The sequence below is a fragment of the Candidatus Leptofilum sp. genome, from assembly GCF_965223525.1.
Taxonomy (GTDB): domain Bacteria; phylum Chloroflexota; class Anaerolineae; order Promineifilales; family Promineifilaceae; genus Leptofilum.
Genome location: NZ_OZ245005.1, coordinates 1,133,137 through 1,156,292 on the forward strand (window position 1 = coordinate 1,133,137; position 23,156 = coordinate 1,156,292).

Annotated in this window: 20 protein-coding genes and 1 pseudogene; 8 read left to right on the top strand and 13 right to left on the bottom strand. The window is 52.3% G+C overall.

Annotation, left to right across the window (positions count from 1 at the left end):
- Positions 1-26: 26 nt before the first annotated feature.
- From cmr6 to ACOQPM_RS21910, 7 genes are all read right to left on the bottom strand, one after another.
- The gene (gene cmr6 / locus ACOQPM_RS21880) at positions 27-1,049 is read right to left on the bottom strand and encodes a type III-B CRISPR module RAMP protein Cmr6 (protein ID WP_420632378.1); all 1,023 of its coding nucleotides are present in this window, start codon (positions 1,047-1,049) and stop codon (positions 27-29) included.
- Between the two features lie 17 nt (positions 1,050-1,066).
- Positions 1,067-1,471, bottom strand: coding sequence for a type III-B CRISPR module-associated protein Cmr5 (cmr5, locus tag ACOQPM_RS21885; protein ID WP_420632379.1), 405 nt, complete (start codon positions 1,469-1,471; stop codon positions 1,067-1,069).
- A gap of 1 nt (position 1,472) precedes the next feature.
- Positions 1,473-2,348, bottom strand: coding sequence for a type III-B CRISPR module RAMP protein Cmr4 (cmr4, locus tag ACOQPM_RS21890; protein WP_420632380.1), 876 nt, complete (start codon positions 2,346-2,348; stop codon positions 1,473-1,475).
- 11 nt (positions 2,349-2,359) lie between these two features.
- On the bottom strand, positions 2,360-3,718 hold the full coding sequence (gene cmr1, locus ACOQPM_RS21895) for a type III-B CRISPR module RAMP protein Cmr1 (RefSeq protein ID WP_420632381.1): 1,359 nt from the start codon (positions 3,716-3,718) through the stop codon (positions 2,360-2,362).
- Positions 3,705-4,934 carry a type III-B CRISPR module-associated Cmr3 family protein gene (locus ACOQPM_RS21900; RefSeq protein WP_420632382.1) on the bottom strand — a complete coding sequence of 410 codons (1,230 nt, stop codon included), beginning with the start codon at positions 4,932-4,934 and terminating at the stop codon, positions 3,705-3,707. The genes cmr1 and ACOQPM_RS21900 overlap by 14 nt, the downstream gene beginning before the upstream one ends.
- Positions 4,931-6,793, bottom strand: coding sequence for a type III-B CRISPR-associated protein Cas10/Cmr2 (gene cas10, locus ACOQPM_RS21905; protein ID WP_420632383.1), 1,863 nt, complete (start codon positions 6,791-6,793; stop codon positions 4,931-4,933). The genes ACOQPM_RS21900 and cas10 overlap by 4 nt, the downstream gene beginning before the upstream one ends.
- 67 nt (positions 6,794-6,860) lie before the next feature.
- Positions 6,861-7,871: a CRISPR-associated ring nuclease gene (locus ACOQPM_RS21910; RefSeq protein ID WP_420632384.1), complete on the bottom strand. Its 1,011-nt coding sequence runs from the start codon at positions 7,869-7,871 to the stop codon at positions 6,861-6,863.
- A gap of 178 nt (positions 7,872-8,049) precedes the next feature.
- Here ACOQPM_RS21910 and ACOQPM_RS21915 point away from each other — a divergent pair, with 178 nt between their 5' ends.
- Entirely contained in the window at positions 8,050-8,223 is a 174-nt protein-coding gene (locus tag ACOQPM_RS21915; protein WP_420632385.1) for a hypothetical protein, read from the top strand.
- Positions 8,224-8,238: 15 nt separating this feature from the next.
- On the opposite strand, the gene ACOQPM_RS21920 is transcribed toward ACOQPM_RS21915, so the two are convergent.
- On the bottom strand, positions 8,239-10,800 hold the full coding sequence (locus tag ACOQPM_RS21920; protein ID WP_420632386.1) for an ATP-binding protein: 2,562 nt from the start codon (positions 10,798-10,800) through the stop codon (positions 8,239-8,241).
- A 240-nt stretch (positions 10,801-11,040) separates the two neighbouring features.
- Between ACOQPM_RS21920 and ACOQPM_RS21925 the strand changes: the two genes are divergently transcribed.
- Together ACOQPM_RS21925 and ACOQPM_RS21930 are read left to right on the top strand one after the other, a co-directional pair.
- On the top strand, positions 11,041-11,631 hold the full coding sequence (locus tag ACOQPM_RS21925) for a DUF937 domain-containing protein (RefSeq protein ID WP_420632387.1): 591 nt from the start codon (positions 11,041-11,043) through the stop codon (positions 11,629-11,631).
- Positions 11,632-11,643: 12 nt separating this feature from the next.
- Positions 11,644-12,510 (top strand): DUF1295 domain-containing protein, encoded by an 867-nt coding sequence (locus tag ACOQPM_RS21930; protein WP_420632388.1) that lies wholly within the window; start codon positions 11,644-11,646, stop codon positions 12,508-12,510.
- 126 nt (positions 12,511-12,636) lie between these two features.
- Here ACOQPM_RS21930 and ACOQPM_RS21935 read toward each other — a convergent pair whose 3' ends face one another.
- The 3 genes and pseudogenes from ACOQPM_RS21935 to ACOQPM_RS21945 form a co-directional block, all read right to left on the bottom strand.
- Positions 12,637-13,398 (bottom strand): NADPH-dependent oxidoreductase, encoded by a 762-nt coding sequence (locus ACOQPM_RS21935; protein WP_420632389.1) that lies wholly within the window; start codon positions 13,396-13,398, stop codon positions 12,637-12,639.
- Between the two features lie 53 nt (positions 13,399-13,451).
- A pseudogene (locus ACOQPM_RS21940) lies at positions 13,452-14,129 on the bottom strand (DUF3179 domain-containing (seleno)protein); the annotation flags it as partial.
- An 18-nt stretch (positions 14,130-14,147) separates the two neighbouring features.
- Positions 14,148-14,384, bottom strand: a complete 237-nt coding sequence (locus tag ACOQPM_RS21945) for a hypothetical protein (RefSeq protein ID WP_420632390.1) — start codon at positions 14,382-14,384, stop codon at positions 14,148-14,150.
- Between the two features lie 133 nt (positions 14,385-14,517).
- On the opposite strand from ACOQPM_RS21945, the gene ACOQPM_RS21950 reads away from it, so the two are divergent.
- Positions 14,518-15,090, top strand: coding sequence for a TetR/AcrR family transcriptional regulator (locus ACOQPM_RS21950; RefSeq protein ID WP_420632391.1), 573 nt, complete (start codon positions 14,518-14,520; stop codon positions 15,088-15,090).
- A 122-nt stretch (positions 15,091-15,212) separates the two neighbouring features.
- The gene (locus ACOQPM_RS21955; protein ID WP_420632392.1) at positions 15,213-16,364 is read left to right on the top strand and encodes an alpha/beta hydrolase; all 1,152 of its coding nucleotides are present in this window, start codon (positions 15,213-15,215) and stop codon (positions 16,362-16,364) included.
- On the opposite strand, the gene ACOQPM_RS21960 is transcribed toward ACOQPM_RS21955, so the two are convergent.
- Entirely contained in the window at positions 16,311-17,261 is a 951-nt protein-coding gene (locus ACOQPM_RS21960) for a DMT family transporter (protein WP_420632393.1), read from the bottom strand. The genes ACOQPM_RS21955 and ACOQPM_RS21960 overlap by 54 nt on opposite strands.
- Positions 17,262-17,325: 64 nt before the next feature.
- On the opposite strand from ACOQPM_RS21960, the gene ACOQPM_RS21965 reads away from it, so the two are divergent.
- The 3 genes from ACOQPM_RS21965 to ACOQPM_RS21975 all read left to right on the top strand — a co-directional run bounded on the left by ACOQPM_RS21965 (position 17,326) and on the right by ACOQPM_RS21975 (position 22,918).
- Positions 17,326-17,940, top strand: coding sequence for a carbonic anhydrase (locus tag ACOQPM_RS21965; RefSeq protein ID WP_420632394.1), 615 nt, complete (start codon positions 17,326-17,328; stop codon positions 17,938-17,940).
- A gap of 167 nt (positions 17,941-18,107) precedes the next feature.
- The gene (locus ACOQPM_RS21970) at positions 18,108-19,691 is read left to right on the top strand and encodes a WS/DGAT/MGAT family O-acyltransferase (protein ID WP_420632395.1); all 1,584 of its coding nucleotides are present in this window, start codon (positions 18,108-18,110) and stop codon (positions 19,689-19,691) included.
- Between the two features lie 107 nt (positions 19,692-19,798).
- Positions 19,799-22,918: an ATP-binding protein gene (locus ACOQPM_RS21975; protein ID WP_420632396.1), complete on the top strand. Its 3,120-nt coding sequence runs from the start codon at positions 19,799-19,801 to the stop codon at positions 22,916-22,918.
- Between the two features lie 39 nt (positions 22,919-22,957).
- Here the strand turns inward: ACOQPM_RS21975 and ACOQPM_RS21980 are convergent, their stop codons facing one another.
- Positions 22,958-23,098: a hypothetical protein gene (locus tag ACOQPM_RS21980; RefSeq protein ID WP_420632397.1), complete on the bottom strand. Its 141-nt coding sequence runs from the start codon at positions 23,096-23,098 to the stop codon at positions 22,958-22,960.
- Positions 23,099-23,156: the final 58 nt, after the last annotated feature.

Below are 23,156 nucleotides of genomic sequence, written 5' to 3' on the forward strand. Positions count from 1 at the left end.
TCAATCCTTTTCATTGGCATTTTCAATTAAACTTGCTTGCAAAAGATGTAATATTCGCCGCTTTCTTCATCGTCAATTTCTAAAATAATGGCATTTTTATATTGCCCAATTGCTTTCCGAGGAATCCTGTCACCTACATTTGGTTGTAATAACCAAATGTAATTGGTTGTTTTTGCAGGCAAATGTCTTGCGAATTTGCTGGTCAATTGAAGCTCAACGTACTCATCATTGACATCAATAATTTTTCCTCGAATTCGTTCTCCCTCTTTGAATTCAAATGGTGGTTCAATTGGGTTCTCATTCATTCTCAAACGGCCGTAGCCACTCGACGTTTTGGCACCGACGCCATCTTGCATCAAGGCATCGCGCAGAATGCCATAGCATGGTTCTACCCACGGAGGCGCATCTGGTGCGTACAGGGCAATCAGAAACGTCCCGTTGACCGATAAAAATGGAATGGGCGTGGGATCGTCCCAATCCGCCGGGGCTTTGCCTTCTACGCCACCATAGTAATCTCGGTGATGAACGGTCATAACATCTGGCAAGGCATTCCATTTTCCTGGCAGTGGGAGGGCATCAAAAAACGTTACAAAACCTGCCGACGCCTGTGTGCCAAACGCTGTTTCGTGGGCAGCCCCGCCCATTTGCCAAACGGGGGCTAAATTTGCCTGGGCATAGGCGCTACCCATGCCTTTGAGGCTGCTGCCAGAAATAAAGGGAACCCCATAGGTGTGATGAAATTGTGCGCCTGTTTCAATGACGGCGGCATTGCCCAATCCCACGATCATCTTGCCCTCTACCGTGGCTTTGTACGGTGTTACCCCCAAGGTGTGAAGATATGCCTGCCAACGCTCGAAGAATGGTTTATACGTTTCCGGCTCACCGATTTCACAGGTGTTGTCCACATGCTGAAAGAAGGAATCCATGGGTTTACCGCTGGCGGTTTGTTTGCTCAAATATTTATCAAACCACAAACCCATGTGTGCGGCTTTTTTCTTGAGAAGTGCTTCTGGTATGGCAGAAATTGCGCTGCGTTTGTAGGTTAACATGGCTTACCTCTTTTATATTATGTGGCTGGTGCGGAAACGGCCGTTTCCACATCATTGGCTGCATCTCTCGCTGAAATACCAAATTCCGATTCAACAAAACGCTTGTACCAAAGCAACGCCATCATCACCCGTTTTGTGAGGAAGATATATTGCTCCAGCGGTGCATTACGGCTTTCGTTAACCAAAGAATCCCCGTCTGTAATGCCGCCAACCTGAATTGCCAATGCAACATGATCCAGTAACAAGGTTTGGGGGTGGCTACCTCTGGCCTGAACAAATCCCAAGGCCTGAATCAACCCGGCTGAACGGATCAAAATGGGCAATTTATGCGCCATCGTGGCATATTTTTGCCGATCTGTTTGAGTAATCGTTTGAATATGTGTATGTGCTTGTTTTGCTAACTGCTGTTGTATCGTTTGCATCTTACCCTCCAGGTTCAGCCATGACTAACCGGCAAAGGCCACGCCCAATCGTTGCATTGCCACCTAGTTGAACAAGGTTTTTTGTCAATTTAGTCACTTCAGCCAACGCCGAGCTTGCGTTACGGCCGTTTGCACTAATCTGATGTGTCAAAATCAAACCAGACAATATGGACTCAGCCGGCAATGCCTCTTCGTACCATAAGTTGTTGGATGTTTTGTCTTCTGTCAGCTGGTTTCTGGCGATAACAACTGTGGCTGTTTCCAACAGAAAACTTAAGATGTCATCGTGGACAACACAAATTTTTTGGTTGAGCGTTTTTTGCCAATCGGCATCAAAAAGAGTTGCGCCAATCCACGTTGCCCACAGACTCACCTCTTTTGAAGGTTTTGATGTCAGATCAATATCCTCCAAAACAAGGCGACGATGCCCTTCCTTGAGTGGAATTGTTAGCTGATTTTCTTTTTCATGAACGTGGGCTTGTTCGCTAGTTGGCATGGGTATCTCTTGTGGACAATCCATACCAATTGCCGTTAGCTCTCGTTTTAGCCGCTGTAGGATGAAGGGAGATGTTACCCAGGCAAACGTGCCAGCTAACGATCGCACGGGAAGCAACAGCAAACGTTGATCGCTAAATTGGGCTTCGCCCGCTCTCAGTTCACTGTTGGCAATTTTTTCAACAGCAGGGCCAAATAGTCTGCTTTGAATTTCGTTGTCCTGGCAACGGTCGCGCAAGACGCCTTTTAGGGATGAGCCAGGCAGGTAGGGCAACCCTGTAGCTGTTTCTTTGGCAATAGGCAGATCAATTACGCCAATGCCTTGCCCCGTACCCGCATGAAGCGGGGTAAGTGCATGAATAAACATCATATTAGCTTCCATTTTTTTACCTCCTACAATGAATCGATAAAGGATTGCAGAATATCTACATTCCCGTCGTAAATATTGTTATCTCGTGTTGCAATTTGGGCTGCTTCATCTGGGAGCAGCCTGGATTGAACAGCTTCATCGTCAATACCTTCTAAAATGAGATCGCTGGGTGGCAAGCGTGGGCCAGCCAAAATGAGGGCTAAGCCCACAAACTGCTGATTTGCACATTGATACGGCCGTAAAATCAAAGGCGAGCCCATTCGGTTATGATCTTTACCTCTCAATGTGGATTTAGGGATTCCCCCCTCGCCACGCAGTTCAAAAATAATGGGTAAGCCAAATTCAGCGCGTGGGTATTTTAAAATTTCCGGGTCGTAGTAAGCTGGGTAGCGTCTGTTTCTTGGGCTTACTTTTGTCCGAATAGCATCCGGTTCCGGCCATTTATTGCGCGTTGGTTTTGGTCTGCCTCTTTCATCTAGTCTGATAGGCCGTTTATGCCGAAATTGTTGTAGCGCCTCGATCAGATGGATCCATGCCTGTTCTGCTTTTTCAAACGGCGACGTAGAGACAATTTTTAATTGAGTTTTGAAATCAGAAGGCAAATGGGGAATATCATCATGGAAGTGGGTATCTTCCTGGTAATGCTCAAGCTGGTTTGCCAGCCAGTTTTCCAACGTATCTTTTGGTATCAACGGTGAATCCTGCTCTTCACCATTGATCACAATCTTCTCACAGGATAATGCGCCAAACCCGCGCCTGGATCGTGCCCCAACGCCGCCAAATGTTTCCCATGCCCACAGGGCAGCATCTAACTCTTTTTGGTGTTCCATAAAGTAAATGAGCTTGAGCTTGAACGTGACGTTTGCAAAAAGAGGTTCTGATGTTGTGCCTGGAGGCGATCCTTCTTCTGGTCTTTGGGGAAATGCTGCATATGCGGGGACTTTATCCCTATGGAATTGCTTGATTTGGGTTCTACCTTGTCTTCTTGGGTTTGGGATTGCACGGTACACGACAAACTCATCACCGATTTCAGAATCATAAACGTGAAGATTTACTTTGGGTGGCAGTTTGGTCGGTTTTTCTTCGGACTTCTCTTTTTTAGCGGGAACGGCCGTTCCCCAAATTTCATCCTCTTTTGCTTTCATGCTTTTCAGGCTGTCGCCGAACTGTCCGCCTCGTACGGCACGCCACCAAAAGCGCAAATTGCCTCGGACAGCTTTACCGCTAACTGGCGTGACCCTATCAACTTTGCCTGTCTTTACGCCACCGCCATACAGCGGTGTAATAAGGCGATAGCTACGCTCCATGGTGACAATGTCCAAATCATCACGTTTTGTGGCTGCTTTTATCTCCTCTGTCAGCTCAATTTTAGGTTTTCGCATCGACATCCTCCTTAACCTCAACCGTGCGCGGTTGGCCGTCCCAACGACCAACGGCCGTTAAACCAAAACCAGCATCACGTAACATCTCATCATCACTCCAGCAGTCCATCCACACCGCTTTGAGCCACGCCTGAAGATTGGCATTGGCTTCAAGCTCAAATTGCACAAAGTAAACTGAACCCGCAGGAACCAGCCGCCGTGTTGGTTTTGGCTGACGATTTTCAAAATCCCAACCAGAAACCGTTTCTGGCTTGCCTACTGCTGCCGCCTTGAGTAGCGGCTTGACCCCGTACCGTTTTTCTAGCAACCGAGTCGGTTGCCATCCGTGCGTAAAAAAGGCGGGGGTGAGTAAAAATAGGCGGCACGCGCCATCCTTTTCAACCGATTCCAATAAGCCTTCTGGCCAATCGGGGAATGACAACGGAGAGAGACGCCACTGAACCAAACGACGCTCGCCGCCCAGCGATGCAAAGCCTTGATCAATAGATAATTCGTTGGCATTGTCTACCTCCAACGCCAAACCCATTTGTTTTGCATTGCTCAACGCAGACGGTTTATCATCATCCGGTAATTTTGCTGAGTTCATAAACTCCAGGGCAGAAGTAGCAAATAAATCCCCCTCGCGTGCTGCCAGGCTTTCTGGGTTGATAGCCACATGAGTCCGTGAATTTTGTGGCAAACTGCTTATACCCTGCTCTGTTTTCTCTACCAATGTTGGCTTAGGCGCGAAATTGCTCAGCCAGTCAGCAAATTTTGCCCAATGCCAAAAAGCGGGTACGCCTTTGGCTGGTTTTTGTAAATCGATCAATTCTAAGCCGACGGTGTATTCCAATGGCTCGGGCAGATTGCATTGCAAATCTTCTTGTTTCACGGGCACGAGCGGCACAAGGTTGACTATGCTTTTCTTTGCTTCCTCGCCTGCTGACTGGAACATGAGCATGTCGCGAGGGGCAGGCACAAGAAATGGCGTTTCATCCTTGCTATCGCAATCGATCAGCAGAGGGCCTTTGACCTTCATTTGTTTGACCTTGTCGATTTTATCGGTGTCAAAACGGCCGTTTTCATCCATTCCAGCTCTTGTGCGCACGCCACCAGCAATGGTGGAAGGAAAGGGGAATGGGAGGGTTTTGGCACGTGCGCCGGGGTTGGGGCCAAACGGCCGTCCATCCCGCACAATGAGTGGGTCTCGCGGTTCAATAATCCAAAGTTCGCTCACGGTGATACCTCCTCGCTTTGGGTTTTGGCTTTTGCCAGTAAATTGGCGATGATGAGTTCGTTGAGAAAGGTGGTGACGGAACGGCCGTTATTGCCAATGCCTTTTGCTTCTTGATCCAAAAAATCTTTCACTTCTTTTACCATCTCCCCCTGTTTGCGTTTGACAATGCGGACGGTTTCAGCCTGCACTACTTTCAGCAGATCGGGGTCTCTCTTGATAGCTTCCTCCCCACCCAAGGATTGCACCATCATCTGTAAGTGATACGGTAAGCCATGCGGCAATTCCCCATCCCGGTAAAATTGAACAATCTTTTCCAGATTGGGCGCTAGCGGCTCCCATTTGCCCACCACGGTACGCGTCACGCCGCTGCGTTTGTCTAAGCTGATTGCCAGCGCGTTTTTATCAGGTACATCCTTGGCTTTCTTCTCTGCATTCCGTGCTAATTCAAGTGCATCCTCAAGCGGTTCCAGATGATGGGCTATGGCAATGCCAGCAGAGAAGGTGGGTTTCTTATCTAATTTTGTTTGGTTCGGTAATTCGTTGATTTCCATAATGAGATGTTCCATTTTGGCATCAAACGCTTTTTTGATGGCCTGGGCGCAGGAAACGGCCGTGTGCAGCGGCAACAACGCCATCACATCATCCCCACCCGCATAAACGAGCGCACCGCCATATGCTTTCCCCTCAATAAGCCCCTTCATCCCCCCCGCAAATTCAGCAAGAAGCTCCGAAAAACGACGGTGTGCTTCAGGCGTTTCCAACTGATTCAAGGTTCGCCCCATAAAATCACCATCCCCAAGCAAAATGGCGTAATATGGCAGCGGTTCAGGCACTTCTTTCAGAGCGTAAAACTTTTTCAGCGCACTTTGCACCTTCTTTGGCACATCTTTATCAAAATAATCGCGCAGTCGAGATTCAAACAAAAGCGAGCCATCTGCTGTGCCAAAAAGCTTATGGGCAGTTTGGCCCTTGCCAATCGTTTCATTTTGAATCACCTCAAGGTGTAATTCTTTAATCTCCGTTACATAGGCATCCCAGCGCTTTTTCACCTCCCCATTTGCATTTCGCAGACGGTGGCGCAACGGTCCAGTTGCCAAATGTGAGGTGCTAGGGAAGCTGTCCTCTTCGCCGAGTCTGCCCAACCGTTTAAGCAAATCCACGCCCGACAACCGCTCGGCTCCCCTAGCGCGGAAGTTGTTGTAAAGAGCTTTAATTTTCTCCTCCCGATCTTTTGGGGGCATTGCCCGGTCTGGATAATTGTCTTCGTGGATCACAGATTCCAGCGCCCCGCTCAAGGACGACTTTGGTACTTGCGCCTGCCAAACTGCAGCCTGAAAGTTACGACAGTTTTTGCGAGCTGCCAGAAGTCCCTCTACCTTCAGGCGAACAGTTTTGTATTGACTGAGGTCTGCAAGTGGCAGGGCGACCCAGTAAAATTCTGGCAGAGCCCCAACTTGAGCGAGAGCCACATCCCACATTGAGTTGAACTGCTGATTGTTTACGGCCGTTTCCGCCAATTTTTTCTGTGCTTTTTTCTCTAAAGTCATCATCGTACGCCGCAATTGAGCCTGCATGGCATCTTCTGCCTTTTTTGCCACTATCTTTGGCGGCTGCTCAATGAGAGCCACAATCTTGTTAGCCACACTAAAATCAGTGCTGATGTCAAGTTCCTTGGCAGTGGCCACCGGAAAGATGAGGCACTTCTCATGTTCTGCCTCTCCATCTGCAATGGCCTTGGCAACTGCCTTGCTTAACGAACTCATCAACCAGGAGCCATACCACAAATCTCGTGTGCGCCTTGCTGCTTTAATAAAGTCTTGCATCGGGCCAATTTGAATAGCAAGAATGTATCTGGTCATAAAACCTCCTTTTGCTCAGCGATTGAGGCTTGAGCGCTGCAAATCGCCAATCCAAAATCGTCAATCGCTATAATTGCTCCCCTCTTTGTCGAAAATAAGTGGCAAACTCGCCAGCTAAATAGGCCCGGATATTTTTCTCGCTTGTATCCGACTCCAGGCCAGACGTTATCTCTGGGGCAATGTATTCCGCATAGATCTCCGTTAATTTATTGGCAACCGTCTTTGACTTAAGCGGTTTACTCAGGCGAATACCAATCTCTTCATTGCTTAACCCCTGGGAAACGCCAACCAAAATTTGGCGCTCGTCAGCATCGAGATAGCGCAGTAACTCATCTTTGCGGCGTATGTCCATCAACTGCATGTAGTTTTCCTGGGCAGATATTGCATCATATGGATCGCTGCTGGTAAGCAACATGCCCAAAGCTGGGCTGGCCGCACTAAGCCGTATGACCGGAATTGGCACCAACAGACTTTGGCCGCTGTCGTCGTGCATTGCCTGTTTATTCATAAATTCATCTTGCGAGACAACATGCCAAACTTTGTCCTCCGGCCAAAAAAGGAGCTGGGCAGACGACATGCCAAAAACAGACATGCTTTTGCGCCCGCCTGCAATGTTGAGATGAATGATGGCCCGCTGCTCCTTGTATCGTTTCAGAATGCGATAAATGGTGCGAAAGGTCGCTTTGGCATTCGCTTCTGTTTCAACATCATTGATGGGTTCATACTTCGGCTCAAGCTGACCGGGAATGGGTTCTTCACGACGTAATAAAATGCGACGGTATTTGAAACGGAACCATTCGCTTCCAACTCGATAATCTACTTTCCATTTTTTTTCTTCTTCTGATTGAACCAGTGGCACTTTGTTGACGAATTCGCGATCAAGCTGCTTGATTGTTTCGTGCATTGTTGCCAATCCTCTGGCTGCACGCTCAGGGTGGGGCTTTGCATTTGTGTGAATAATGCAAACTTCGGCAAATTTATGCTCTTTGAGTAAGCGATCCAGCGCCAAGGTAATAACAGGAGGAGCGTTTCCTAGCGTTGCCACATAGACATACGGCCGTTGTCCCCAATCATTCATTTTTACAATTTCTCCTTGTAGACAAGATTTGAATCCAACATATTGATGCGCCGCAGGAACCAATTCCCGAAAAGCGGGAAAACCTTCTTTTGCGCCCCTTCTACATTGAAATCAAGTGATTTATTGGCAATTGCCAAACCTAACCCGGTTTGGCCTAGACGAAATGGAGGTACTTCTCATGACTCGTCACTTGATTTCTCGTTTTCAGCAGTTGGTTGTGTTGTCTGTGTTAATGTTGACCCTGGCAACGGCCGTTCTCACCACCACACAACTTAGCCAAGCCAACATCGTAGACGCAGCCCCAGCACCGGTACAGGTAGCCGACGGTTGGGACGATCCCACGGGTGGCTAACTTATAGTCCATGCTTTATTCAGGAGCTGTCGTCTGGGGCAGCTCCTGAAGCCACCACCACACCTCTTTCTCTTTGCGATGTCCAATTGCCAAAAGCTGCTGGCGACTTTGCTCCCCTAAAGTACGCGCCTCAGAAACATTTCCACGCACCCCAGCCACACGAGCCAAGCCAAACAAACTCAATGGGCTCACTTGCCTCAAGCCATATGACTCTGCAAGCTGTAATGACTCACTAAAACAGTCAGCCGCTTCTGCATAAGCATCTTGCTTTAGAAAGTTTTCGCCCGCCTGGTTCAAAATAATCCCCAAATCCTCAGGAAAATCACGAGGGCGAACCAGCGCCAATGCGTGTTGGAAATGCGTATTTGCCTGCCGAAACTGCCCCCGCAGCATGGCCGCTTCACCCAGATTCGCCTGCTGGCGATATTGCTGGATGGACAAATCGTTGGCTTCTGCCAATGCCAGCCCCCGCCGAAAATGGGCGGTTGCTTCAGCATAGTTTCCCAGGTGGCAGGCGACTGCGCCTAAATTACCCAACATCCTGCTGCACAACTCTGGGCTTTTTTGAATTTCGGCCAACAGCAACCCCTCTTCATACTGTTTTTTGGCCTGAGCATAATCGCCGCGCTGTTCATGAACGACCCCTAAATTTTGCAAAATGTTGATGACAAGCCCCTCATCTCCAAGTTGCCGAGCCAGCGCAAGCGCTTCTTCATAATGGGCAATTGCTTCGGTGAAACGGCCGTTTGCCTTTTCCACTAGGCCCAAATTTGTTAGCAAGTTGGCAATTAGCTGGTGATTTTGCACCTGACGCGCCAACACCAGCGCCTCCTGGCAAAACTGTTCAGTTTCTTCAAACCGACCCCGTCGGTACGCCAAAGCACTCAGCTTGTGCAGGATTTGGGCGGTTTGGCCCACATCACCAATGCTTTTGGCCAGAGCCAACGCTTCCTGGTAGTAGCCGTCTGCTTTGTCGGGAACGCCTAATTTCATCACGGTAAATCCTGATTGTTGCAAAATTTGGATAAGCCCTGGCATATCTTCCTGATGGCGGGCAACTTGTTCGGCTTGCTGTAGCAAATCCAGAGCACGTTCATACTGCCCAGTGCGCTGAAGGTGGGGGATGAAATCGGTAACGGCCGTTACCACCACATCCTCCATTTGCAACTGCTCCGCTAGTGCGATGGCCGCTAAGATATGTTGCTGCTCGGCCTCTGCTGCCTCATTTGTTTGGGCGGCCAGGCCCGTAAAGTGATGCACAAAGCGGCGGGGCCATGCTGCCTGCTGCGGCAACTCTTGGCAAAATAGGCGCGTCAGCGGATGCAGTTCATACCGCTCCTGGCGGTCTACGGTGAGCAACGACTGGTTGTAAAGCTGTCGCAGGCCATCTTCCACTTCGGGCAACGGCCGTTCGGCCACAGCCGCTACGTGAACGGGCACAAAAGACCCAGAGAAGCTGCCCAACAGTGCCAGCAGCCCCTGCTCGTCTGGGGACAATGCCGCATAGCTAGTGGCTAATTGGCCCCGCACCGACTGATCGCCCCAAACCAGCAAATCGAGCGGCCGTTCTGCTTGTTGTAATCTGGTTAGCATCTTAGCGACCGTCCAGCCAGGTTCATGCGTGATACGCTGGGCTGTAATGGTGAGAGCCAGCGGTAGCTGACCCAGCCAGTCGGCAAGCTGCGGCAGCAGTTCAGCCTCAGCCTGCACCCTTTTTCGGGGCAGTAACTGCCGGAAGAGCGCCACACCCTCCGCTTTTTCCGAGTTCAAGGGAGGCAGCGTCAGGCGATAGGCCGTACCCGCCACCGCCAAATCGTGGCGACGGCTGATGATGAGCGTGGCGCAAGCACCATCCGGTGGCAGCAACGGCCGTATTTGGTCATCATCCTGCACATTGTCTAGCACCAACAGGCTGTTTTTGTGAACCAATAGTTCGCGCAGCTTGCTGCTGCGGCTGCCTAAATCGTGATGGCTTGAGAAATCTTCACCAAATGCTGTGGCAATTGCTTGCTGGGCTGCTAACGGCTCAGTTTGGGCCATATCCAGCCACAAAATGCCGTGGCCAAATTGATCCCGAAGCAGGTACGCTAGCTGAACGGCCAGGCTGGTTTTACCCAGCCCGGCCATCCCCAACAGGCAGCAAACGCGACTTTGCCCCTGGCTACCAACATACCGCTCTAGGCTAGCCAAAAGACCTAACCGGCCAACGAAGCCAGTGGTTTTGGGCGGCGCCTGAAACGGCGGCGGTTGGTCGAATTCTGGTTCCCGCCACGGGTCAAATAGTCCCGGAATGGGTGGCTCGGTGGCCAGAATGTGTGGCACGTTGTGCCCCGCTGCACGCAGCAGCAAGAGCAGATCGTCGTATGAAAGTTGTAAAATGGTGCCGAGCTTAACAATATCTACCCAATTACGCGGTTTTTTTACCGCCCCCCGCAGCCAGCGGCTAATGCTACTGTGGGACATTTGCTGCGCTTCGCCAAACCGTATAGCTGTGGCGGCAGCAAGCTGTCGGGCATACCGTCCATCGCGGGCCACATGCTGCTGTAGAAGGTCTACAAAGGAGGGCTGGGGGGCCATTGTTTGCCTCGATTGGGGTTAGTGTACTTGAAAGTGTACAAGGGAAGTGCCACAATATGTGGCACTTCTGTTGCAAAAACAGATAATCAGGGGCAGTATACTTGAAAACGGCCGTAAAAAGAAAGCGCCTCGCCCAAAATTTTACGGTTAATCTCTGTGACTGTTGTAGGAAACGGCCGTTCCCGCTATCATTCCTTTATAGCCTCACCCATGTAAGGAAGAGACCCATAAGGAAGAGATATGAGTACAATAACTGACCAACTGTTACAACAACTAAGTTCCGGGGGACTGTCCCAAATTAGCCAGCAAATTGGCGCGGATGAATCCTCTACTGGCTCTGCCCTGGCAATGGCCATGCCGCTGCTAACTTCAGCGTTAGCCAACAACAGCGCCAAGCCAGACGGCGCACAGGCATTGCACCAAGCCCTCGCCAACGATCACGATGGCTCCATTTTGAGCAACTTGCCCGCCTTTTTAAACAATCCACAGGCAGCCAACGGAGCGGGCATTTTGGGACATGTGCTGGGTAGTCAGCAGCCCGCTGTAGCCCAGGGATTGGCCCAAAACAGCAACCTGAACAGTGGCCAAATGGGGCAGATACTAGAGATTGCTGCCCCACTACTCATGGGTGCGCTGGGACAGCAGCAACAGTCACAAGGGCTAAACCCTAGCGGATTAGCCGCGCTGTTAGGCGGGCAACAGCAAGCCGCCCAGCAAAGCAACCCCAGCATGATGAGCACACTCAATCAACTGCTGGATCAAAATAATAGCGGGTCAGCGCTAGATGAAATTTTTGGCTTCCTGCGCCGACTGTTTGGTGGCAGCAGGTAATAAGGGTGCTCAATGTCAAAAGCTGAACGCACTGCGCTCATTGCGTTGCCGATTGTGATTTTAATTGGTGCGGGCGTGGCTTGGGCTGGTAGCCAAGGCAGTGCCGAAGTTGGCGGGTTGCCACTGTTTGCCATTTGCGTAACGGCCGCTTTTGTGGTGCAGTGGCTCGTCTTCATCCCCGCCTACGCGCGCCAAACCGAGAAATTTTTCGATTTGACCGGAAGCCTGACCTACATCTCAGTCACGATTTTGGCTGTTGTGCTGAGTCCAGTGCAAGACGGCCGTTCCTACCTGCTCATGGCGATGGTTATCATCTGGGCGGGGCGGCTAGGCTCGTTTTTGTACCGTCGCGTGCATAAGGATGGTGGCGACGGCCGTTTCGACGACATCAAACCCTCCTTCATTCGCTTCCTCAACGTGTGGACCATTCAGGGGCTGTGGGTAACGTTTACGGCCGCTGCTGCCCTCGTGGCCATCACCAGCAGCCACCGTCAACCGCTGGGCTGGGTGACCGGGCTAGGTACGCTCATCTGGCTTATTGGCTTTGCCATTGAGGTGGTTGCCGATAACCAAAAAAGCCGCTTTAGGGCCGACCCGGCCAACAAAGGCAAATTTATCAACACCGGATTGTGGGCCAAATCGCGGCACCCCAACTACTTTGGCGAAATTGTGCTGTGGCTTGGCGTGGCCATTGTAGCCGTGCCCGTGCTGCAAGGGTGGCAATGGGTGGCGCTTATTTCCCCGCTGTTTGTTACGTTACTGCTGACGCGCGTCAGCGGCGTGCCCATGCTAGAGCGCCGCGCCGACGAAAAGTGGGGCGGCCAGCCCGATTACGAACAATACAAAAAAGAAACGCCGGTGCTCATCCCCAAACTATAAAATCTTCACTCCTTGTCTCTCCGCATAGGCGGGAATCCATATTTGACAAAGCGGTGGGTTCTGTTTTCACGAGCCTGCCCCCGCGAAGGCGGAGGGAACGACAAGTGAAGAATCCTACCGAACTGTTTAATCAAAATGAAAGCCCATTGCCTCTAGCGTTTGGCGCAGATGAGGGCGGCTGGGTTTGTTGAGCCGCTTGGCAATGGGGCCGCTCCAGGCAGCCTTGTTCTGGTTACGCGGCCCGTAAAATTCAGCCAGCATCGCATTATAGTCGGCAATGCGCGGGCGCGGATCGGTCGCGTCGTACTGTTCGTGGTGGATAACCAGAGATTCTGGTAAGCGGGGTTTGAACGCCGTCGGGGATTCACCTGCAGGCCAACCAATGCTCATGCCAAACACCATGTAAACACCGGGCGGAAAGCCCAGCAGCTTGGCCACGTCTTGCGGGTGGTTCCGCATGCCGCCAATCATTACCGCACCCAGGCCAAAGGATTCTGCGGCCGTTTGTACCGACATTCCCACCAAAGCTGCATCCACCGTGGCCACCAGCGTGGTCTCTAACGATTTTGCCAGCGTTTCGCCGTGCATTTGGCTAGCAATGCCCAGCCTATTAATGTCCGCTAAAAAGCCTACAAAGACGTCACATTCCTCGATATGCTTTTGATTGCCAGCCAGCACCGCCAGCTTTTGGCGCGTTTCCGGGTTGCGTACCGCAATGATGCTGTAGGTTTGCATGTTGCTACTGGTTGGCGAACGCCGCGCCGCATTCAGGACGGTTCGCAGCATCTCATCCAGTACTGGCTTGTCTAAAAAGGCCCGCACCGAGACATGCTGATTGAGCGTTTGGGTAACGGCCGTTTCATACGTTACAATTTCATCTACCATCATTCACCTCACAAAGCTCTTGGATGCGCTGCATAGCCAAAGTCTTACGTGAGAAATCATGATGCATTTTCCAGAGCCCTTTTCTCTGTGCTCTCTGTGGCCAGCTTTCCATGACCGTCGTAAATTTCGCAGTTTGGGTAAGTGAACGAGAAGCCATACCAGCGGGTGAGCAACTGCATTGGCGGCTCGCCACCATCAGCCCATCTGGCAAAAGGAACCCCGTCAATTTCGCCCCGCTCAATGTGGACGGTACGGCCGTGCCACACATCTGTTAGCATTTGTGCTTTAGACAGCAACCGAAGTGGGTAAAACTTGCCGCTGTCATTCTCGCCAATCAACCCTAAACCCTGCTCATCTTTTGGCAAGCGAGGGTCAATGGCACGGCTCATAGAGAAGCGAAAGGTAGGGGGTATTTTGGAATTTTTACGGTTGATCAGGCTTTTGCCACCCGAAAAATCGGTGTGCGCCCATTTCATGAACGTTTTTAGCAGGCTGCGATGGTTGGATTTCAGCAAGATGGTCTCCGAATTGCGTGCCAGTTCTGCGGCGACGGTTGTCAGGCCAGCGTACCAAAATTCCAGACGCTCCCCGGCAAGTGGCCCATCAAAACATTCCCCCGTGGTGTGATCCCACAGGCTCTTCGTCTCCTCATCCCGCATCACCGCCAGGCCATTGGCAACGCCGGGTACGCCAAACCAGTGCACCTTGCCATTTACAACCGGTGTCAGACCGACACCGCTGTTGCACGGGGCTCAGAAGCTAATCAAATAGGGTTCGCCAGCCAGTCCACCCTGGGCAACGTGATGGTAAATCATCTCTTCCACCAGCAGCACCCGCCGCTCTCCGTTGCGCTCAAAGGCCATCAGTTCGGTATCCAGGGGCAAATTGGCATCTAAAAGCGGCCGTTCATGTTTGGCAGTTGGGCGAAACGGCCGAAACTGGTAGCCCCATTTTCTGATTTTCATTTTGCTGCGATCAATTCGACTCATTTTGTACCTCGTTTGATCCGCTTAAGTTTTTATTTCAAGTAACTACTTGCTTTAAGGATAACAGATTATTTTTGCAAGTCAACACTTGCTTATGCTAAACTTGAAACAGTTTTTGCAAAATAGGAGCAGCCAAATGCCGAAAATTGTGACAGATTCCCAGATTTTTGAAACGGTTATCCAGCTCATCGAGGCAAATGGGTATGTGGGCACCACGACCAAGCAAATTGCAGACGCCGCCCAAATCAACGAGGTGACGCTATTTCGCAAATATGGCAACAAGGCGCAGCTTGTAAAAGAAGCGATCTCCTATTATGCGGACCATTCAGAAGTGGAAACGGCCGTTCAATACAGCGGCGATTTGGAAGCGGATTTACGACGGGTGGTGCACGCTTATTGGGGCGCAGCCGAACTGCACGCCAAAGTATTTCCCATCATCATGTCTGAAATGGCTCGTGTGCCAGAATTGAGTGAAACGGCCAAAGCCCCGCTGGGCATCATTACCAAAATTGCCCACCTGCTACAAAGATACCAGGATAAAGGCAAGCTTCGCCCCGAAAATCCGTTCCAGGCCGTAGGCGCTTTGCTGGGGCCGCTAATCGTCAACACAATGGTGCGAGAAGCTGGCGTTATTGGTGCCAATGAAATTGTTGATTTGGATGAGCATGTGGTCGCTTATTTGTACGGCCGTTCCCTCCCCACCGCCTAAAATTCACCCTCTCGCGGATTAGACTTGACGGTCTAGACCTACTGGTCTACAATTATAACTTCTTCAGATAGATGGATTTTTATTCACTGCGCCACAATCTCTTTCGTGGCAGGAGCAAAGATATGCAGCTTCCTATTGGCTACCAACCATTTCATAAAATATCGTTTTTCAATTATCAGATGAATCGTCTGCACGCGCTGGGCTATGCCCGCCAAGACGAGATTCAACAAGCGGCCGCACAAATCAAAACGCGGGCAGACTATGTAAGCGCGTTTCTAAAACTGGCGGACGTGGCAAAGGTGGACGGCCGTCTCAAAAATGCCGCCTCCTACCTGCGCGCCGCCGAATTTTTTGCAGAACACAATTCCCCCCAGCGCAAAGCGATTTACCAAGATTTTCAGGGGACTTTTTACGCCGCCTTTGCCGATGAAGACATCACCCGGCATGAGGTTCCCTATGGCGGTAGCTGCTTGCCCGCAATGACGCTGCCGTCAGCGGCACAGCCTACCAAAGGCACCATTTTGCTCTTTGGCGGCTTCGACTCGCTCATAGAAGAGTTCTTCGTCATTTGGAAGTTTTTTGCCGAGGCAGGTTACAGGGTCATTGCCTTTGAAGGGCCGGGGCAGGGCGGTGCGCGGCAGCAGTACAATCTTGCCTTTGACCATGATTGGGAAAAGCCCGTTCGCACGATTCTGGACTATTTCGAGGTTGAAGCAGCCACGCTCATTGGCATCTCGATGGGAGGCTATTGGGCCATTCGCGCCGCAGCCTTTGAAAAGCGCATTCAGCGGGTGGTGTCCTGGTCGCCCGTGTACGATTGGCTGGAGCAAATTCCGGGGTTTGCCCAAAAGATGGTTCAGCTTATTGTGCGCTGGGAGGGGATGATGAACGCCACCATTCGCCTGCGGATGCGTCTATTCCCCATTTTGGACCATGCCGTGAACCAGGCAATGTACATGGTTAAAAAGGACCAACCAATGGACGCAGTGCGCTGGCTGCTGGGCATGAACAAAGATCATCTACATAGCGACAAGGTAACGCAGGATGTTCTGTTGGTGGGGGGTGAAAATGATGCTTTTCAGCCAATCAAGCTGCTGCACAAGCAGCAAGCGGCGCTGGTTAACGCCCGCTCTGTGGCAACAAGGATTTTCACCAAAGCGGAAAATGCCGACATGCACTGCCAGATGGGAAACCTCAATCTGGCGATGAGCGAGATTGAATCATGGTTGCGGCAAACGTCGCCGACGCCAGCGGAGCATGAGCACGCCACCTAAAATCAGCAGGCTGCCAACAATTTGCAAGCTGGTGAGCTGTTCTTTTAACAACAGGTAGGCGAGTACGGCCGTAAACACGGGCTCCGTCGTTAAAATCAGGTTGACCACGCTAGCCGGCAGCAAGGTGAGGCTGGTATTCAACAAGCCAAAGCCAGCCACGGTGGGGCCTGCCGCTAGTAAAACCAGAATGCCCCACCCCAGCCATTGATTCCCAAACCAGAGCAGGTCGGTGGCGGCAACGGCCATACCCAACACCATCTCTCCAGGTAGCAAATTCAGCAGCAAAAAGTAAATGGTAGCAAAGCCAAACACATACAGCAGCGTGGTCCACGGGTTGAGGCCGCGCTGCGCTGCTGATCGCCCCATCAAACTGTAGCCCGCGTACCCCAATCCGGCCAAAGTGCCTGTGAGAATCCCGGCCAGGTTGCTAGACCAGGCAACCGGATCAAGCGCGTTAGCTACTAAAATGCAACCGACCAGGCACAGGGCAACGGCTGTCAGTTTGGCCACACCCAACGTTTCTTTTAGGAGCCAGCGAGCCAGCAGCGCGGTAAACGCCGCCGAACTGTAAACCAGCACGGTAGCCACCGCCGCTCCGTTTAAAGCCACAGACAAAGTCCACAGACCATTGAAAACTGTGAACAGAAGTCCGTAGCTTGCTAGGTAGGGCAAGAGGTGGCGTGGCAATCGTAGTAGCTCGGTTCGGTAGAGACGCAGGCCAATGAGCAGAGTGAGCAACACAAAAAAGCTGCGCCAGAAAGCAAGCAGCAGGGGGGGGATCTGGTATGTTTCGGTGAGGTAGCGAATAAATATGGCTGTTGTAGAAAGCGTCGCGGAGCTAGCCAATGCAACCAGGTAGCCTCGCGCGCCAGCATCGTCATGGATAAGGGCAGACATTGGGGAAGTTTAGTGTAAATACGGCCGTTGCCAACCCCACAAACTTTACTAAAATCAGAAGCCTATGAACGCAACAGATGCTTTAACCCGATTGCAGGAAGGAAACGGCCGTTTCCTGGCCGAGATTCATAACCGTGACGTTTCTCAAGAGCGGCGGATGGCATTAGCCACCGGGCAGGCCCCATTTGCCGTCATCCTGAGCTGTGCCGATTCGCGGGTGCCGCCTGAAATCATCTTTGATCAAGGATTGGGCGACCTGTTTGTCATTCGCGTCGCGGGCAATGTCATTTCGCCAGAGGTGTTGGGGAGCGTGGAGTTTGCCACCCAGGCATTAGGCAGTCGCCTGGTAGTAGTGCTGGGGCACACAAGCTGCGGCGCTGTGCAGGCTACGCTGAACGAGATGGCTAATCCCACTGCAACCCTCTCTCCCAATTTGCAAGCTTTGGTGGATGGCATACGGCCGTCCATCACCCCTTTGCTAAACACAAACCCACCGCCAGAAGCTAACACGCTGCTTACTCTCGCGGTACAGTCAAACATTCATCAATCGGTGAACCAGTTACGCCAAAACGCTAACCGTGGGCAAGCAGAAAGCCCAGCCAACGGCCTGCAAATCATCGGCGCAGAGTACGACTTGGCAACGGGCAAAGTCGCCTTCTTCAACTCAACGGATGATTAGCGGCACATGGTGCCATGCGTATCCAATTAGCACTCTCTTGGCTGTGGTCAGGCGGTACTGGCTGAGATATACTGTGAATCCAAGACTCACTCCTCCCGCAGGTTTGTTCTCGAACACCGTTGGCGGATGGAACCTGCAGGAGGTTTATTTTCACAGGAGACGGCCGTATGCCAAAAACTCACCCGCTAACCACCGTAGATGCAGCCTGGCTGCGTATGGAAGACCCCACGAACCTGATGATGGTTTCTGGCATCATCACCTTCAAAAAGTTGGTTGATTTTGACCATCTTAAAGCCGTCATCGAACACAAATTGCTCTCGTTTGATCGGTTTCGGATGCGCGTAGTGCAGTCTCGGCTGCCGTTTGCGCCTGCCTACTGGGAGCCAGACCCTACCTTTAACCTGGACGCTCATCTGCATCGGGTTGCACTCCCCTCCCCCGGCGATAAAGCGACCTTGCAAGAGATGGTCAGCGACCTCATGAGCACGCCGCTTGATTTTTCCAAGCCGCTTTGGCAATACCACCTCATCGAAAATTATGGTGATGGCTGCGCCATTATGTGCCGCCTGCACCACTGCATTGCCGACGGCATGGCATTGGTGTTTGTGCTACTCTCGCTTACAGACATGATGCCGGGCGTTCCACCGCCCACCGGAAAAGAGAGTTCAGGTGAAGAAGCAGCAGAAAACGGCAACTCAATGTTGAATGCACTGGTGCAACAGGGTGCCAAAGCGGTAGGCACGGTTTGGGAAACTACAAGCAAGGTCGCCTCTGAAAGTTTAGAAGCGTTGGTAAATCCAGCTCATGCAATGGAACTCGCGCTTAAAGGTACCGACACCGCATTGGCAGCAGGCCGTCTCTTTTTGCGCTCGCCAGACCCCAAAACGTTGTTCAAGGGCGAACTGGGCGTGGCCAAACGGGCTGCCTGGTCCAAGCCACTCTCCTTGCGCGACGTAAAAGCGGTGAAAAACGTAACGGGCTGCACGGTGAACGACGTGCTGGTTTCTGCCATGACGGGCGGATTGCGCCGCTACATGCTAAACAGAGGGGCGGATGTGGCCGGGTTGAACTTCCGTGCGGCCGTTCCCGTGAATTTACGCACGCCAGAACAGATGGGAGACCTGGGGAATAAGTTCGGCATTGTGTTCCTCTCGCTGCCAGTGGGCATTGGCGACCCGCTGGAGCGGCTGCATGAGGTTCACAAGCGCATGGTGGAGCTAAAGAACTCAAAAGAAGCACCCGTGGCGTTGGGCATTCTTAGCGCCATGGGCATGTCGCCCAACGAGCTACAAGGGACGCTGGTTCGCATGTTTGGCTCCAAGACAACGGCCGTTATGACCAACGTTCCCGGCCCGCCCATGCCCCTCTACCTGGCCGGGCAGGAAATTGAAGGGCTGATGTTCTGGGTGCCGCAATCAGGGCGTGTATCTTTGGGCATTAGCATCCTCAGCTATGCCAACAAAGTGTTCCTGGGCGTTGCCACAGACGCTGGCCTGGTGCCAGACCCCAACGAAATTATGGAAGGCTTCTACACGGAGTTTGACGAGTTGATGGCACTGGTGCATGAGGCAGAGGCAGTGGCTGCCGCCGAAACTGCTAAAGCCGTCAAAACTGCTAAAAAAGAAGAAGCTCCGGTAAAAACCCGCGTCGTCGCCCAACCAGAGCAATGTCAGGCCACTACGAAAAGCGGCCGTCAATGTCGCAACCACCCCCTTGAAGGTTCAGATTTTTGCCGTGTGCACCAAGCCTGATTCGGCCAAGCCAAAGCCAAATACTCTTTTTATCAACAGATTACGCAGATTTTAACAACTTGTATCTGCGTAATCTTTGATTATTTGTTGTCCGCATAGTTACCACCATGAGCCGATCGCTCCATTTCCACCTGTTGGGTGGGCTCCAGATCAGTATCCCAAACGAAAAGGCTCTCCGTTTTTCGGCGCGGCGAGCCGAGCTACTGCTGGCGTATCTGGCGCTTAATCGCCGGGAACACAGCCGGGAGAATTTAGCCACGTTGCTGTGGGACGACCGCCCTCACAAGCAGGCGATGGCCAACTTACGGGCCTTGCTGGCGCAGCTACCAAAGGCGGTACGGCCGTATCTCGCCATCAGCCGCCAAGCCGTCATGTTTCAGCCAGATGCACCGCTATGGATAGACAGCCTCACCTTTACCGAGCAAATCGAGCAGGCTAACGATACGCAGTCATTGGCTGACGCCCTCACCCTGTACGCTGGCCCCTTTTTGGATGGCGTCTTTGTGCGCGAAAGTCGGGGGTTAGAAGAGTGGACGGCCGTTTTGCGGGAGCAGCTTAGTTACCAGGCCATCGAAGCCCATCTGCAAATTGTGCAGACGTCATTGCACCAGCGTGAATATGCCACCGGCATTCGGTTTGCCCGCGCTCTCATTGGCCTGGACCCGCTGCGTGAGCAAGCCCACCGCCTGCTCATGCGCCTGCTGGCGCGGGACGGACAGCACAATGCGGCTCTGGCACAGTACGAAAGTTGCCGCACCATTTTGGAAGAAGAGCTGGGCGTTGAACCGGCAACCGAAACGACGCAGCTTCAGCAGCGGATTCAGGCGGCCAAGCAAGCAACACCATCTCCCCTGCCCATGCCTGCCACGCCTTTTGTGGGGCGGCAGTCGGAACTGGCCTTCATTAGCCAAACGCTTGACCAGCCCAACTGTCGCCTGCTCACATTGATAGGGGCTGGTGGTGTGGGCAAGACGCGGCTGGCTTTGGAAGCCGCCACCCTGCGCCAAACCGATTATTTGAACGGCGTCTATTTTGTGTCGCTTTCCAGTGTAGAAACGGCCGCCGATCTTCCCCTGGCCATTGCCAACAGCCTCAATTTGGCGTTTCAGGGGCAGGCAGCCACTGAATCCCAGCTCCTTCAGGCATTGGCAAATCAGGAATTGCTGCTCATTTTGGACAATATCGAGCACCTACTGCCAGAAGCAGTACGATTTGTCAGTCGCCTGCTGCAAGCTGCCCCGGCCATCACCCTGTTGGTAACCTCGCGTGAGCGGCTGCGCCTGCCCGCCGAGCAAAGCTTCGACCTGATGGGGCTAACCGATAATGACGTGGCAGAACATTTTTTTCTCGCCTGTGCCCGTCGTGCTTTGCCTGATTTTACGCTAACGGCCGCTACGCGAACGGCCGTTCACCACATTTGCCAATTAGTAGATGGATTGCCGCTGGGGATTGAGCTGGCGGCGGCCTGGGTGCATCTGCTTTCCTGCGCCGAAATTGCCCAGGAAATTGAGCAAAATATTGATTTTTTGGCCGCGCCGGAAACGGGGCGACCCGCACGGCACCAAAGTTTGCGTGCTGTATTTGAATATTCATGGCGGCTGCTGACGCCAGCCGAACAGGGTGCGCTGCAAAGATTGGCGGTGTTTCGCGGGGGCTTTACACGCGAGGCAGCGCGGGAAATCGGCGGTGCCAATTTGCTGATGCTGCGTTCGCTAGTGGACAAATCACTGCTATACCGCGCCAACGAGCCAAACGACCGGTATGGTTTGCTAGAGGTGCTGCGCCAGCACGTTCTGGACAAGTGGGACGACGCTGAGGAAGCGGCCACGCGGGATAGCCACAGCCGGTATTACGGCCGTTTCTTGCAAACCCACGAGCCAAATTTACGCTCCCAAACCCGCCGTGAAACGGTGACCTTGCTGGCGGCCGAACTGGAAAATTGCCGCCGCGCCTGGCAAACGGCCGTAACCCGCAATCCGCTAGATATTCCTGCGCTCTCAAGTTTTATCAATAGCTTGTATGCCATCTTCCATACCCGCGCCTGGTTTAAGGAAGGGTACGATTTGTTGCTTCTGCCGCTGGAAAAATTAAAAGCTACCTCTGATTCCGCCGACCGGAACCAGGTATTGAGCCGCCTGCTGGCGCGGTTGGGCAGCCTGGCGGCCTACATGGGGCAATTTGAACAGGCACTTACGCATCACCAAGACAGTTTGGCATACGGCCGCAACGCCGCCACGCCCCTGGATTTAGCCACCAACTACATCGGGCTGGCTCAAGTAAATGACGTACTGGGCAATCTAACAGAGGCGCAAGCACATGCCCAAAACGCCTACAACCTGTACGAAGCTGAAGAAGATGAAGAGGGGATGGTCGTGGCGCTACGCAAGATGGCCAGCGCGGCACAGGGCGTAGGTAAATTTGAAGAGGCGGTTGAGATTTATCGTCGCTGCCTGGCCATTTGTCGCCGCGCCGATGATTTACAAGGCATTGCCCGTGCCAGCACAGGCGTGGGCAACGCCCTGGCCGATTTGGGTGCCTACGAGGAAGCACAGGCAGCCTATCTGGAAAGCCTGGCCATCTACCAGCAAATGAACAACCAATACAGCACTGCGCTGGTGTTGGGCAATATTGGCACCATCGAGTCTGAATTGGGGCGACAGGCCCAGGCGCGTACCCGGTACGAGGAAAGCTACGCGATCTGTGCCAAGATTGGCGACCAGGCGGGCATGGGTATCGCGCTCATGAATATCGCCATTACCCACGAGCGAGAAGAACACCTTGAGGAAGCGCGTGACTGGTATCAGAAAGGCATCAAAATTCTGAAGCAGGTTAATTATGTGGCGGTTTTGCCAACGGCACTCGTCGGCATTGGCCGCGTTTTGGCACGTTTGGGCAATATAGAAGCAGGACGCGCTTATCTACATGAATCGTTGCAGCTTTGCCAGGTGAACGGGCTATTGCCGCCGTTGCTGCGGGGAATCGCTACGGCCAGCTTGCTGCTACAGTTGGAGGGGAAATCTCAACGTGCCCTGTCTTTTGCCCTGGTGGCCAAGCAGCATCCTAAAAGTAATAAAGAGACGATAATCATGGGGGAGCAAATGGTGGCAGCACTGCATGAGAGCCTTCCTCCAGAAATAATTGCCATCGCCGAGGCCTGGGCAAATGAGACGCCGTTTGCCGATGTGGTAACGGCCGTTCTCGCCGAAACTGCTCCCCAAAGTCCGTAAAGATTTACACATTGACTAAGTATTTGTAACCTCAATCAACTAATTCAGGTAATGGTGTAAATCGGCACCGTATTGTGGCTGGCGCAGCTTTTTCAGCATATCGGCTATATTCCCCTTACCGCCAAGCCACCAACGCTCAAGCAGCAGGTTAGACAAGTTGCATATTGACAACGTTGTCATTTTGGGGTAAACTGTATGACAACGTTGTCAATGGAAGAGATAGGGACATAATCACTAG